The organism is Pseudomonas sp. FP2300 (assembly GCF_030687595.1).
Classification (GTDB): domain Bacteria; phylum Pseudomonadota; class Gammaproteobacteria; order Pseudomonadales; family Pseudomonadaceae; genus Aquipseudomonas; species Aquipseudomonas bijieensis.
Window position 1 is genome coordinate 6,655,621 of sequence record NZ_CP117440.1, and the last position, 13,596, is coordinate 6,669,216.

The following is a 13,596-nucleotide window of genomic DNA, read 5'->3' on the forward strand; positions in this document are numbered from 1 at the left end:
TCATCAATGACCAAGACCGTTATCACCAGCGACAAGGCCCCAGCCGCCATTGGCACCTATTCCCAGGCGATCAAGGCCGGTAACACCGTGTACATGTCGGGCCAGATCCCGCTGGACCCGAAAACCATGGAGCTGGTGGAAGGCTTCGAAGCCCAGACCGTGCAGGTATTCGAAAACCTCAAGGCCGTGGCCGAGGCAGCTGGCGGTTCGTTCAAGGACATCGTCAAGCTCAATATCTTCCTCACCGACCTGAGCCACTTCGCCAAGGTCAACGAGATCATGGGCAAGTACTTCGACCAACCTTACCCTGCCCGTGCCGCCATCGGCGTGGCAGCCCTGCCAAAGGGTGCGCAGGTTGAGATGGATGCCATCCTGGTCATCGAGTAATAAGGCCGGCGCAGCGTCTCCCGCTGCGCCGTTTTCGTCTTGAAAGGATTCCACCATGCGCAAAGCGCTTGCTCTCTCGCTGGCAGCCCTGCTTCTGGGCGGCTGCGCCAGCGACCCAGCCGACCGTGACATCAGCGGCACCTGGATCAACCAGGCAGCCATCGACGCTGCCGCCAAGGGCGGCCCGCTTCGCGAAGCGCTGCAGGGCTATGGCCCGAACCTGGAATGGGACGTCAACACCCGGGCCGGTCAGGCGCGCTACACCAACGGTTTTGAAAACGTCGAAGGCAAATTGCTGGGCGAAGAAGACGGCGCGTGGAAAGTCGATTTCTACGGCAGCTCCGCCAGCGAACTCAAGCGTGACGGCAACCAGTTGAGCCAGGCCGCCACCGAGAACGAGCCACAGCAAGTGTTCGACCGCGCGACAATCCAAGTGCCGGAAGGCGCACCAATCGGCGCCAGTTTCGAGCGCGCGCTGTATGCTGCCTACCTCGGTGGCACCTGGAACATCGTCAACGGCCCCGGCCAAGGCGCCAGCGTGCAATTCCAACCCGACGGCCGGGTCAGCGGCCTGCCGGGTGCCGATCGCTACGCCTTGTGCCTGGCCGGCGATTGCGCCTCCATGAGCGGTGGCAACGACAACATCTGGTTGCAACAGAACGGCCAGGGCAACACCTGGATCTTCGCCCGCGATGGCAAGAAGCTGGAAATCTTCCAGACCGTCAACGCGGCGCTGGCCGATGAAATGCCTTCGTTCACACCGGGCACTCGGCAGTGGTTGCTGGAAAAGCAGTAAGAGATAGGGCGCTTTGAAATAACTGTACGAGCGCCCCCTCCCGGCAAAGGTTCACGCGCGAGACGGAACAGGTTTTTTTCTACCCAGGCGGATCAGCTCATTGGAGAAACACAGCCCAATGATGATCAGTAGTGCACCCGGGTACAGGCTTTCGCGCGGCACTTCATTGAGCACAACAAATGCCAGCAGTGCGGCGAACAGCGGCTCGGTCAGCTCCAAGGCTTGCACCTGGGATGGCTTGAGGTACTCGATTGCCTTGGTGGTGCAGAAAAAGCCGAGGATAGTTGGCAGCGCGGCCAGCGCCAGCAATGCGGCAATCGCCCAGGGCGACAGCTCACCGATCACGAAGCCGTCGGCCGAAGCCGGCATCAGCAAGTACAGACTGCCGAAGAACAGCAACTGACGAGTGAAGTGCAGCCCACCGGACACGCCCATCCGTTTCATGGCTACCGAAAACGCCCCATAGCCGCAGCCCGCCATGGACGCGAGCGCAACGCCTTGGAGCGTGAAGCCCTGCCGCAGATCGGCACCAAAGATCACCGCGATTCCGGCGATCGCCAAGGCGGCACCCACAGTGGCGTTCGCGGTGATCGCATCCTTGAGGATTATGCGTCCGAGCACAATCGAGGAAATGGAAGCACTGGCCATCAGCATCACGACTACACCCGCCGCAGCGTAATGCCGATAGGCAGCCGTTTCGAAGTGGAACAGCACAAAGATACCGAGAAACGCGCAGATCGCCGCCTGGGTCCATTTGGCCCTCGTCGCCGGACGCTTGATAAACAGCAGCAAGGCCGAGAGCAGCAGACAACCCAGGACGGTCTTTATGACGGCGACACTGCTGGCGGTGAAACCATTGCTCATGAGCACTTTGCTGAGCACGCCTATCGTGGCGTTAAGTGCGGCGGCGGAGAGTGCAAAGATAACGCCTTTGCTGAAACTGGCTTGCATTGATGACGGTCCTTGTCGCTGCTAGGTCGTTCGATAGGATGTTGGCCCACATCGACGACGCAAAAGATGACTGAAACGGTTGCGGGTGGCCTGCAGATCACTCTTGGTTTTGGCAAGCAACGGATAATGCTCGGCGAGCTCGATGAACCAAGTCAAGGCCTGGAAAGTACTCAGGACGGCAAGAGCCCATAGAGGACTAGCCCTTGGCGCCGAACCACATCATCGAGCACACGCCGAGCGGGCCCGTGTCAGCAGCGCCCTTCGAGAATCGCCGCATACCCCTCGCGAAAACTCGGATAACGCGGCGTCCAGCCCAAGGCCTTCGCCCGGGCATTGCTGCAGCGCTTGCTGCCGGCGCGGCGGACACTGGCGTTTTCGGCCCATTGGGTAACGCCCAGGTATTCACGCAACCAGCCCACCACGTCGGCCAGCGCGGCGGGGGCGTCGTCGACGCCGATATAGCAGTCTTCCAGGGCTTTGCCCTGGCGATCGGCCTCCAGCAGGAAGGCCAGCAGCCCCGCCGCGTCGTCGGCGTGGATGCGGTTGGCGTACAGGGGCGGATCTTCCACCACGCTATAGCCCTGACGCACCTGGCTCAACAGCCATTCACGCCCCGGGCCGTAGATGCCGGTCAGGCGCACGCGGCTGGCCGGGATGCCGCTGTCCAGCGCCACTTGCTCGGCTTCGAGCATCAGCCGACCGGAGTAACCGCCAGCGACGGTTGGCGAGGTTTCATCCACCCATTCGCCCTGCTGCTGCCCATAAACACTGCTGCTGGACACAAAAAGCAGACGCTTGGGCCGCTGGCCGTGCTGCTTCAACCAACCCAACACATGCTGCAAACCTTCGACGTAAGCCGCGCGATAGCCCGCTTCGTCATGGTCGGTGGCCGCGGCGCTGTACACCAGGTAATTCAGCGACCCCGTGGGCCAGTCGTCGGGGCATTGCTCGCTGAACAAATCCCCCGCCACCCCGATGACGCCAGTAGGCAGGCTCGAAACCGTACGCCGCAGACCATGGACCTGCCAGTGTTCGGCCACTAACTGGCTGGCCAGGCGGCCGCCGATATCACCGCAGCCGGCGATCAAAACAGAAGGCGCGGACATCAAGAACTCCTCTGGCAAAGCCTCAGACTAGCCTTCGCAGGGGACGAGCGGCTAGCCATGCGACAAAAAAAGTAACTGTATTACTTTTGTTAACAAGAATTAATTGCAATAATGCCCACCACTTTTGTTCTCGGCCCACGAGGCCTGGAAGAACATCAACCTTCTTTTTCCTCTCAGGTCCGGCCAGCATGAAACGCTCTCTATCCCCCGCTTCGCCAACCAATCGACCTCGTGCCTGGAGCACGGTAGCCGCCCTGCTGTTCAGCCTGCTGCTGGCTCCCACCGCCGCCTTCGCCGATGCACAGACACCTGCCACGAACCCGGCCACCGCGCCGGCGGCGGTACAGACGCCTGCCGACCCGGCCGCTCCCGTTGCGACGCCTGTCGCCACCGACCCGGCCCAGGCCGTCGAGGCCGATGCACCTGAAGTGCTCGAAGCCGACAACTCCCTGGGCATGGCCCATGACCTGTCGCCATGGGGCATGTACAAGAACGCCGACATCATCGTGAAAATCGTGATGATTGGCCTGGCCATCGCCTCGATCATCACCTGGACCATCTGGATTGCCAAAGGCTTCGAGCTGCTGGGGGCCAAGCGTCGCTTGCGCGGCGAAATCGCCGCCCTGAAAAAAGCCACCACCCTCAAGGAAGCCAGCGCCACCGCCGCGAAGGAAGGCACTCTCGCCAACCTGTTGGTGCATGACGCGCTCGAAGAGATGCGCCTGTCGGCCAACAGCCGCGAGAAAGAAGGCATCAAGGAGCGCGTGAGCTTCCGCCTAGAGCGCCTGGTTGCCGCTTGCGGTCGAAACATGAGCAGCGGCACCGGGGTGCTCGCCACCATCGGCTCCACCGCGCCGTTCGTCGGCCTGTTCGGCACCGTGTGGGGCATCATGAACAGCTTCATCGGCATCGCCAAGACCCAGACCACCAACCTCGCCGTCGTCGCGCCCGGCATCGCCGAAGCCCTGCTGGCAACGGCATTGGGCCTGGTCGCGGCGATCCCGGCCGTGGTCATCTACAACGTCTTCGCCCGCTCCATTGCCGGCTACAAGGCCCAGGTTTCCGACGCCTCGGCCGAAGTCCTGTTGCTGGTCAGCCGCGACCTCGACCACCTGCCGCCCGAGCGCGGCTCGCAACCGCACATGGTGAAAGTGGGGTAATCGGCCATGGGCCTGCATTTGAAAGAAGGCGCAGACGACGATCTGGCCGAAAACCACGAAATCAACGTCACGCCGTTCATCGACGTGATGCTGGTGCTGTTGATTATCTTCATGGTCGCCGCCCCGCTCGCCACCGTGGACATCAAGGTTGACCTGCCGGCATCGACGGCCAAGCCCTCGCCACGGCCGGAAAAACCGGTGTTCCTCAGCGTCAAGGCCGACCAGCGCCTGTTCCTGGGCGAAGACGAGGTCAAGGCCGAAACCCTCGGCGCGACCCTCGACGCCAGGACCCAAGGCAAGAAAGACACGACGATCTTCTTCCAGGCCGATAAAGGCGTGGACTACGGCGACCTGATGAGCGTGATGGACACGCTGCGCAGCGCCGGCTACCTGAAGGTCGGTCTGGTCGGACTCGAGACGGCGCGGCAGAAATGATCACGATGCGCCAAAAGCTGACGCGCTACAGCGGTAGCCTGGTGGTGGTGCTGGGCGTGCATGCGCTCGCCATCGCCCTGGCGCTGAACTGGACCTCGCGCCCGCCCATTGAATTGCCTCCCCAGGCGATGATGGTCGAGCTGGCGCCAGTGCCGGCCCCGCCACCGCCGGCACCGCCGAAAGTCGTCACACCGCCACAACCTCCCGAGCCGGTCGAAGAATTGCCGCTGCCCAAGCTGGCCGAAGCGCCGAAGCCGGAGATTTCCGTGCCCAAGCCGGTCAAGCCCAAGCCCAAGCCGCAACCGCCCAAGCCCAAACCGGTGGAGAAAAAGCCCGAGCCGCCGAAGGAACAGCCGTCGGAGCAGAAGCCGAGCGACACCCCGCCGACTCAGTCACTGGCCGAGAAGTCCGCGCAACCGGCGCCTGGCCCGTCGCCTGCGCAATCGGCTGCCAAGGCTAATTGGCAAGGCACGCTGTTGGCGCACCTGGGCAAGTACAAGAAGTACCCGCCCAGGGCCCAGCAGATGAACAAGGAAGGCACCAACCGCCTGCGTTTCGTGGTGGACGCCGAAGGCAACGTGCTGTCATTCGAACTGGTGGGCAGCTCCGGCACCGACTTGCTCGACCGGGCCACCCTGGAAATGATCCGCAAAGCCCAACCGCTGCCCAAGCCGCCGGCGGAGCTGCTGACCAACGGCACCATCGAACTGACGGCTCCGTTCGTGTACTCCATCGACAAGCGCCGGCGTTGATCTCGATTACCAGCCCCTGCAATAGGGCTGGCAATCGAGGGCAAAGGTATTACCTGTGGGAGCAAAGCTCGCTCCCACAGGTAATACGCATTAGACAGTGTCACACCGCGCCCCCAGTCTGATAACGTGCGTCTATCGATTGCAGCCGGTATGCTTGGCTCGCAACTTCACGGACGCTCGCCATGACCCTCACAGAATTACGCTACATCGTGACCCTCGCCCAAGAGCAGCATTTCGGCCATGCGGCCGAGCGTTGCCATGTCAGCCAGCCGACGCTGTCGGTGGGTGTGAAAAAGCTTGAAGACGAACTCGGTGTGCTGATTTTCGAGCGCAGTAAAAGCGCCGTGCGCCTGACCCCCGTGGGCGAAGGCATCGTCGCCCAGGCACAAAAGGTCCTGGAGCAGGCCCAGGGTATTCGCGAACTGGCCCAGGCCGGCAAGAACCAACTGACCGCCCCGTTGAAAGTCGGCGCGATCTACACCGTCGGCCCGTACCTGTTCCCGCACCTGATCCCGCAACTGCACCGGGTTGCCCCGCAGATGCCGTTGTACATCGAAGAAAACTTCACCCATGTGCTGCGTGACAAGCTGCGCAACGGCGAGCTGGACGCGATCATCATCGCCCTGCCGTTCAACGAAGCCGACGTCCTGACCCTGCCGCTCTACGACGAGCCGTTCTACGTCCTGATGCCGGCCCAGCACCCCTGGACTCAGAAAAAGAACATCGACGCTGCCCTGCTCAACGACAAGAGCCTGCTGTTGCTGGGCGAAGGCCACTGCTTCCGCGACCAGGTGCTCGAAGCCTGCCCGACCCTGACCAAGGGCGGCGAAGGCGCCAAGCACACCACGGTGGAGTCCAGCTCCCTGGAAACCATCCGTCACATGGTCGCCTCGGGCCTGGGCATTTCGATCCTGCCGTTGTCGGCGGTGGACAGTCATCACTATGCCCCCGGCGTGATCGAAGTCCGCCCGCTGACGCCACCGGCGCCATTCCGCACCGTGGCCATCGCCTGGCGCGCCAGTTTCCCACGGCCCAAGGCCATCGAGATCCTCGCGGACTCGATTCGCCTGTGCTCTGTGGCCAAGCCGCCCGCTGGCAAGTAAGCCACGGCCATGACTGAGCTGTCGAAAGTGCCGGTCACGGCACTCAAGGGTGTCGGTGAAGCCATGGCCGAGAAACTGGCCAAGGTCGGCCTGGAAAATCTCCAGGACGTGTTGTTCCACCTGCCCCTGCGTTACCAGGACCGCACCCGCGTGGTGCCCATCGGCCATTTGCGGCCAGGGCAGGACGCGGTGATCGAAGGCACCGTCAGCGGCGCCGATGTGGTCATGGGCCGGCGCCGCAGCCTGGTGGTGCGCCTGCAGGACGGCACCGGCGGTCTCAGCCTGCGCTTCTACCACTTCAGCAATGCACAAAAGGAAGGTCTCAAGCGCGGCACCCGCGTGCGCTGCTACGGCGAGGCGCGACCCGGTGCCTCGGGGCTGGAGATCTATCATCCGGAATACCGCAGCATCACCGGCGACGAGCCGCCACCGGTGGACGAGACCCTGACCCCGGTCTATCCGCTCACCGAAGGCCTGACTCAACAACGCCTGCGCCAGCTCTGCCAGCAAACCCTGACCCTGCTCGGCCCCAGCAGCCTGCCCGACTGGCTGCCCACGGAGCTGGCCCGGGATTATCAACTGGCGCCGTTGGCCGATGCGATCCGCTATCTGCACCACCCGCCCGCCGATGCCGACGTGGACGAGCTCGCCCTCGGCCATCACTGGGCCCAGCATCGCCTGGCGTTCGAAGAACTACTGACCCACCAGCTGTCGCAGCAGCGCCTACGGGAAAGCCTGCGCTCCCTGCACGCCCCGGCCATGCCCAAGGCCCAGGATCTGCCGGCTCGCTACCTGGCCAACCTTGGTTTCACCCCCACGGGCGCCCAACAGCGGGTCGGCAACGAAATCGCCTACGACCTGAGCCAGCCCGAGCCCATGCTGCGGCTGATCCAGGGCGATGTCGGCGCCGGCAAGACCGTGGTCGCCGCCCTCGCCGCGCTCCAGGCTCTGGAGGCGGGTTACCAGGTGGCGTTGATGGCGCCCACCGAGATTCTCGCCGAACAACATTTCATCACCTTCCAACGCTGGCTCGAACCGCTGGGTATCGAAGTCGCCTGGCTGGCCGGCAAGCTCAAGGGCAAGAATCGCGCAGCCGCCCTGGCACAGATCGCTGAAGGCGCACCCATGGTGGTCGGTACTCATGCGCTGTTCCAGGACGAAGTGCAGTTCAAGAACCTGGCCCTGGTGATCATCGACGAACAGCACCGTTTTGGCGTGCAACAGCGCCTGGCCCTGCGGCAGAAAGGCGTGGGCGGCCGGATGTGTCCACATCAGTTGATCATGACCGCCACGCCGATCCCGCGAACCCTGGCCATGAGCGCCTACGCCGACCTCGACACCTCGATCCTCGACGAACTACCGCCGGGCCGCACGCCGGTCAATACCGTATTGGTCACCGATACCCGGCGGGTCGAAGTGATCGAGCGCGTACGCAGCGCCTGCGCCGAAGGGCGCCAGGCCTATTGGGTGTGTACGCTGATCGAAGAGTCGGAAGAACTGACCTGCCAGGCCGCTGAAACCACCTATGAAGACCTCACCGCCGCCCTCGGCGAGTTGAAGGTCGGGCTGATCCACGGGCGCATGAAACCCGCCGAGAAAGCCGCCGTCATGGCTGAATTCAAGGCCGGCGCCCTGCAACTGCTGGTCGCCACCACGGTGATCGAGGTGGGCGTGGACGTGCCCAACGCCAGCTTGATGATCATCGAGAACCCCGAGCGCCTGGGCCTGGCGCAGTTGCACCAGTTGCGCGGCCGCGTCGGTCGGGGCAGCGCCGCCAGCCATTGCGTGCTGCTGTATCACCCGCCACTGTCGCAGATCGGTCGGCAGCGGCTGGGCATCATGCGCGAAACCAACGACGGCTTCGTCATCGCCGAAAAAGACCTCGAATTGCGCGGCCCCGGTGAAATGCTCGGCACACGCCAGACCGGTCTGCTTCAATTCAAGGTAGCCGACCTGATGCGCGACGCCGATCTGCTCCCTGCCGTACGCGACGCCGCCCAGGCGCTACTGGAACGCTGGCCCGACCACGTCAGCCCGCTGCTGGATCGCTGGCTGCGTCATGGGCAGCAATACGGCCAAGTGTGAGCACGCGCTCAGTTTTCCGGACGCGCGTACTGGACAAGCTGGTTATACTGACCAACTTGTAGGAAAACGGATACAGACCATGACAGAAGCTGCCCTCGTCCCCGAATCCCCGCACGCTCCGTCTGTTATTCGGCTGCTGCTCGAGAAATTAGGCATCGGCTTTGACGAAGTGCTCGAACGCCCCGGCCTCAACCCCGCCCGCAAAGTGCAGGCAGTGTTGCTGCACGATGCCGTTGGCGCGCTCATGGTGCTGTTTCCGCAAAGCCAGCTGCTGGACCTCAATCGCCTGGCCGAACTCACCGGCCGCAAGCTCACGGCGGTGCCGACCGAACGCCTGGAGCGCATGCTCGGCAAACACAGCCTGAGCCTGCTGCCCGGCCTGCCGGCACTGACCAGCTCGCCGTGCCTGTACGAAGAAAGCCTGCTGCGCGAACCAAAGCTGTTGATCAACTCCGGCGAGCCAGGATTGCTGCTGGAAGTCACCAGCGAAGCGTTCAAGACCATGCTCACCAAGGCCAGCGCCGCGACATTCGGCGAAGCCGTGAGCAACATCACCCCCAACCTGGACCGCCCGCACGACGACCGCGCGGAAATCACCCAGGCTGTGCAAGCGTTTACCGCGCGGCGCATCCAGCAACGGCTGGAAGAAACCATCGAGATCCCGCCGCTGGCCGAAACCGCGCAAAAAATCATCAAGCTGCGGGTCGACCCCGACGCCACCATCGACGACATCACCGGTGTCGTGGAAACCGACCCGGCCCTGGCCGCGCAAGTGGTGAGCTGGGCCGCATCGCCCTACTACGCCTCGCCCGGCAAGATTCGCTCGGTAGAAGACGCCATCGTCCGCGTCCTGGGCTTCGACCTGGTGATCAACCTGGCGCTGGGCCTGGCCCTGGGCAAGACCCTGAGCCTGCCCAAGGACCACCCGCAACACACCACGCCGTACTGGCACCAGTCGATCTACACCGCCGCCGTCATCGAAGGCCTGACCCGCGCCATGCCCCGCGCCCAGCGCCCGGAAGGCGGCCTGACCTACCTGTCCGGGCTGCTGCACAACTTCGGCTACCTGTTGCTGGCCCACGTCTTCCCACCGCACTTCTCGCTGATCTGCCGGCACCTGGAGGTCAACCCGCACCTGTGCCACAGCTACGTGGAACAGCACCTGCTGGGCATCAGTCGCGAGCAGATCGGCGCCTGGTTGATGCGCTACTGGGACATGCCCGACGAACTGGCCACCGCCCTGCGCTTCCAGCACGACCCGCACTACGACGGCGAATACGCCGCCTACCCGAACCTGGTGTGCCTGGCCGTGCGCCTGCTGCGCTCGCGCGGTATCGGCTCCGGCCCGGACGAGGAAATCCCCGATGCACTGCTCGAACGCGTAGGCCTGTCTCGGGACAAGGTCAATGACGTGGTCAGCAAAGTGCTCGAGGCTGAAGTGTTGTTGCGGGAACTGGCTTCGCAGTTCAGCCACTGACCGCTGATGCAGGCAACTGAGCTTTGTGGCGAGGGGGATTTATCCCCGCTGGACTGCGAAGCAGGCCCAAAAGACTGACTGTGGTGAGCCTGCATAACCGGGATAGCAGGTTTCAGGGCTGCTTCGCAGCCCAGCGGGGATAAATCCCCTCGCCACAGATGTCAGCAACCGCTCAAACCTTCGCTTTCGCCTTCTTCGGCTTCAAATACTTGGTCAGCCCCTGAAACCAGATCACCAACGCCGGGTTGCCCTTGATCTGGATCGACTTGTCCTGAATCCCCGTCATGAACGCCAGTTGCTTGTTCTTGGCCTGCATCGTGGCGAAGCCATAGGCGGCGTCCTTGAAGGCGATGGCGAAGGCAGGCTCCGGGTAAGTGCCGGACCGGCTGGTGATGCGCTGGTTTTTCACGGTGAAATGCCGGGCGACCTTGCCGTCCAGGGTTTGCAGTTGAAACACCAGTTCCTTATCGCCCAACTGCTGCTGGAACGCCGGATTGGTCCGGCTGGCCTTGCCCATCAACAACCCCAGCATCCACAACAGAAAACGAAATTTCATGGGCACCGCCTCGTGATGAAAGATGAATGGCTGGCAGTTTAGCGATTCTTCGGCGTAACGCCATCATCGGATCGCTTTAGCGGAAGATAAGCTTGTTTTCGCGAAAGATGACTGCCAAGTCACGAAAAAATCAAAAGATCGCAGCCTTCGGCAGCTCCTACATCAATTTCCGTAGGAGCTGTCGAAGGCTGCGATCTTTTGACCCTTTTTCCCCGCCAAACCCTCGGACATTTCCTTCAACACGCCGGGCTGTTCATGAACTAGGCAGCGCTTTGAGGTGCGGCTAACCTCTGTTCGTCATCGCAAAAAACGGTGACACGGACGTGCAAGTCCGATCTAGGAACGCATTCGTTATGGCTATTCGCCGAGCATTTTTTTATGCTCGCCGACTGTTATGGCGGCTGCGCGTGGGAGACTTTCGGGTCTGCCGGGTTCCTGGACCGGTCTTGCACACCTACGTACAGCTGCCACCTATTTTTCGACGTGCAATCGGAGGGTGCCGGCTCCACTTCCAGGAAGCTTCATTATGTTCAAAGCAACTCCGAATCCCCCGCAAAGCGGCCACAAATCCCGCGTCGAAGCGCAGGAAGAAAAAAAGCTCGAAGACGCCGCCACCCGCGCCCTCGACTACTACCTCAAGCCCCAGCCCTCCTCCCCACCTGAACCCGACAAAAACCAGCTCTTCATCGTCTCCCCTCACATCGACACCGAAACCCTGCTGGCCAACGCCTCCGAAGACCTGCAATCAATCAGCACCATCGCCGCCGACCTGGCTGACGACGTGGATGACTCACGCCGCTGCGTCGCCCTGGCAATCAGCCGCATGGCCGATGGGGTGCAGTTGTTGGTTGAGCGGGCGTTGGATCATTTGGAAGCAAAGGAAACGGCGGCGCCTGGCGCCAACGGGTAGAGCTTTGCATTGAGGCAGGCTGAGCCGACGCCATCGCGAGCAGGCTCGCTCCCACAAATGGATCGGGGTACATCCGGGAAAAACAGGTCGGCTGTCAGGCCACCTTCGCGAGCAAGCCCGCTCCCACAATTGGACTGGGTACACCCGCAAGAGCAGGTCGGCTATCAGGCCGCCTCGCGAGCAAGCTTTGCTCCCACAGGTCCAGCTCAAACAAGTCTGATGGGTGTACACCCCACAAGAGCCAGGCCGGCTATAAGGCCGCCTCGTGGTGGACGTTGATCTCGGCGCCCCGTTAACCACGATGGCCGAACGCAGGTATTGCGGAGTGGGCATCCCGGCATGGATGCCGGGATAGCCGCGCTGGGCCATGGATGGCCCTTCGCGGCGGGCCCACGGAGCAATGCCGGAGTGAGGGCACACCGAGCCTAGGCGAGGTGCCGAGTGGTGGGGCATGAGCGCTTTGGTTACTTTCGACTGGGCCGGCTTCCGGGCTTTTCGAAAGTGACCCGCTGTAAGAGCGGAACCATAAGTGGCCGTTACCGCAGCAATGGATATGTACCCGGTCAACAAAATCCTGGCCGGCTGTCAGGCCGCCATCGCGAGCAGGCTCGCTCCCACAGTTTGATCGAAGTACAACCGGGAGAGACAGGCCGGCTATCAGGCCGCCTCGCGAGCAAGCTTTGCTCCCACAGGGGATTGAGGAGATGGCACAGATATTTCAGCCAGCACAAAACAAAAGTGGGAGCGAGCCTGCTCGCGATGGCGGAGTGTCAGTCGACATCAATGCCAACTGAACCAACGCTATCGCGAGCAAACTCGCTCCCACAGGTTTTGGCGGCTGATCAATGATCAGCCACAGTCACTCAATCAAACATTCGGGCAAGGAACCGGCGCCCAATCGCCCAGGTCCGGGTTCTTGCACATGCTGTTGACCTGAGTGGTACCCGCGCTGGCAACCTGCTTGCTTTCATCCTGCTTGGCCTTGGCGGTCTGCAGGGTCTTCTCGGTGGTCACCGCTTCCTTAGGTACAGTCGGCAGGTCTTTCTTCTTCGCCGGTTGTACGTTCTTGTTCTTTTTCTTGGTGCTGGTCGGAGCCACGACCGGCGTAGTGTCAGCAGTAGCCACAGTCACCACGTCAGTACGCTGCACACCCACTTGCTGCAGATCTTTCTCATAGGCCTGGGTGTAATTGTTCAAGTCTTCGGAAGCTTTACCGTTGACCGCAACGATCAGGTCGTTCGACTCTTTCAGGCCAGCGACGATTTCCGCCAGGCGCTTGCGACCTTCAGTGTCGTTGACAGTCTTGGCCTTGCGATCGGCGACCAGTTTGCTGAACGCATTCTGGTAGCACTGCTGCGAAGTCCGGGCGTAGGCGGTGCTACGGTCGATGTCGGAGACGCTCTTGTTGACGTCGGCGGCGTAGGACGCGATGCGCTGGTTGTCATCGGCGATCTGCTTCTGGCGCTCGGTGTAGTAACCGGCTGCACCACCGGCCAGGGCGCCGCCAGCAGCGCCGATGGCGGCGTTGCGACCACGATCTTCCTTGTCGGCGGTCAGGACGCCCAGCAGCGCACCACCCACCGCGCCGACGGCTGCGCCGGTGACCACGGACTTGGTCATGTTGCCTTCGGTGGAGCGCAGGTGCTGCACCGGCTCGTAGCAGTTAGGGTAGTACTCGACCTTGGTGCTCGAGGCGACCTTGGAGGTCGGCGACGTGGCGCAGCCGGTCAGTACGGTACTGAAGCCGACAGCGACCATCAGCAAGTGACGCTTGGAACCCGAAGCAAAAGGTTTACGGGAGAAAAGCATAGTTGTGTTCTCGTTTTAAGTTTTGACCAGCTCAGCTCGGCCCTATCGCCGCCTGAGTCCCTTCCAAGC

At 62.4% G+C, this 13,596-nt stretch carries 13 protein-coding genes; 9 read left to right on the plus strand and 4 right to left on the minus strand.

The features are described 5' to 3' along the window. Window positions 1–6 precede the first annotated feature (6 nt). Complete coding sequence (locus tag PSH86_RS29785; protein WP_014340863.1) at window positions 7–387, plus strand: RidA family protein; 381 nt, start codon at window positions 7–9, stop codon at window positions 385–387. 55 nt (window positions 388–442) lie between these two features. After that, on the plus strand, window positions 443–1,183 hold the full coding sequence (locus tag PSH86_RS29790) for a hypothetical protein (protein WP_109752722.1): 741 nt from the start codon (window positions 443–445) through the stop codon (window positions 1,181–1,183). A 51-nt stretch (window positions 1,184–1,234) separates the two neighbouring features. Here the strand turns inward: PSH86_RS29790 and PSH86_RS29795 are convergent, their stop codons facing one another. Next, entirely contained in the window at window positions 1,235–2,134 is a 900-nt protein-coding gene (locus tag PSH86_RS29795; protein ID WP_176688923.1) for a DMT family transporter, read from the minus strand. 248 nt (window positions 2,135–2,382) lie between these two features. After that, a complete protein-coding gene (locus tag PSH86_RS29800; RefSeq protein ID WP_305486790.1) occupies window positions 2,383–3,240 on the minus strand; it encodes an SDR family oxidoreductase in 858 nt (285 codons plus the stop codon). Window positions 3,241–3,428: 188 nt separating this feature from the next. Between PSH86_RS29800 and exbB the strand changes: the two genes are divergently transcribed. The 6 genes from exbB (at window position 3,429) to PSH86_RS29830 (ending at window position 10,252) form a co-directional block, all read left to right on the plus strand. Continuing rightward, window positions 3,429–4,400 carry a tonB-system energizer ExbB gene (gene exbB / locus PSH86_RS29805; protein WP_163856171.1) on the plus strand — a complete coding sequence of 324 codons (972 nt, stop codon included), beginning with the start codon at window positions 3,429–3,431 and terminating at the stop codon, window positions 4,398–4,400. Between the two features lie 6 nt (window positions 4,401–4,406). Further along, the gene (exbD, locus tag PSH86_RS29810; protein ID WP_163856170.1) at window positions 4,407–4,835 is read left to right on the plus strand and encodes a TonB system transport protein ExbD; all 429 of its coding nucleotides are present in this window, start codon (window positions 4,407–4,409) and stop codon (window positions 4,833–4,835) included. Further along, window positions 4,832–5,587: an energy transducer TonB gene (locus PSH86_RS29815; RefSeq protein WP_109752727.1), complete on the plus strand. Its 756-nt coding sequence runs from the start codon at window positions 4,832–4,834 to the stop codon at window positions 5,585–5,587. The genes exbD and PSH86_RS29815 overlap by 4 nt, the downstream gene beginning before the upstream one ends. A gap of 182 nt (window positions 5,588–5,769) precedes the next feature. Continuing rightward, complete coding sequence (locus PSH86_RS29820; RefSeq protein ID WP_109752728.1) at window positions 5,770–6,690, plus strand: hydrogen peroxide-inducible genes activator; 921 nt, start codon at window positions 5,770–5,772, stop codon at window positions 6,688–6,690. A gap of 9 nt (window positions 6,691–6,699) precedes the next feature. Further along, entirely contained in the window at window positions 6,700–8,775 is a 2,076-nt protein-coding gene (gene recG / locus PSH86_RS29825) for an ATP-dependent DNA helicase RecG (protein ID WP_305486796.1), read from the plus strand. Between the two features lie 79 nt (window positions 8,776–8,854). Then, the gene (locus tag PSH86_RS29830) at window positions 8,855–10,252 is read left to right on the plus strand and encodes an aminoacyl-tRNA deacylase and HDOD domain-containing protein (protein WP_109752730.1); all 1,398 of its coding nucleotides are present in this window, start codon (window positions 8,855–8,857) and stop codon (window positions 10,250–10,252) included. 172 nt (window positions 10,253–10,424) lie between these two features. On the opposite strand, the gene PSH86_RS29835 is transcribed toward PSH86_RS29830, so the two are convergent. Beyond that, window positions 10,425–10,808, minus strand: a complete 384-nt coding sequence (locus PSH86_RS29835; RefSeq protein WP_109752731.1) for a helicase — start codon at window positions 10,806–10,808, stop codon at window positions 10,425–10,427. Between the two features lie 526 nt (window positions 10,809–11,334). Between PSH86_RS29835 and PSH86_RS29840 the strand changes: the two genes are divergently transcribed. Next, a complete protein-coding gene (locus PSH86_RS29840; RefSeq protein ID WP_116833747.1) occupies window positions 11,335–11,718 on the plus strand; it encodes a DUF6124 family protein in 384 nt (127 codons plus the stop codon). An 867-nt stretch (window positions 11,719–12,585) separates the two neighbouring features. Here the strand turns inward: PSH86_RS29840 and tagQ are convergent. Beyond that, window positions 12,586–13,527 (minus strand): type VI secretion system-associated lipoprotein TagQ, encoded by a 942-nt coding sequence (tagQ, locus tag PSH86_RS29845; RefSeq protein WP_109752733.1) that lies wholly within the window; start codon window positions 13,525–13,527, stop codon window positions 12,586–12,588. Window positions 13,528–13,596 lie beyond the last annotated feature (69 nt).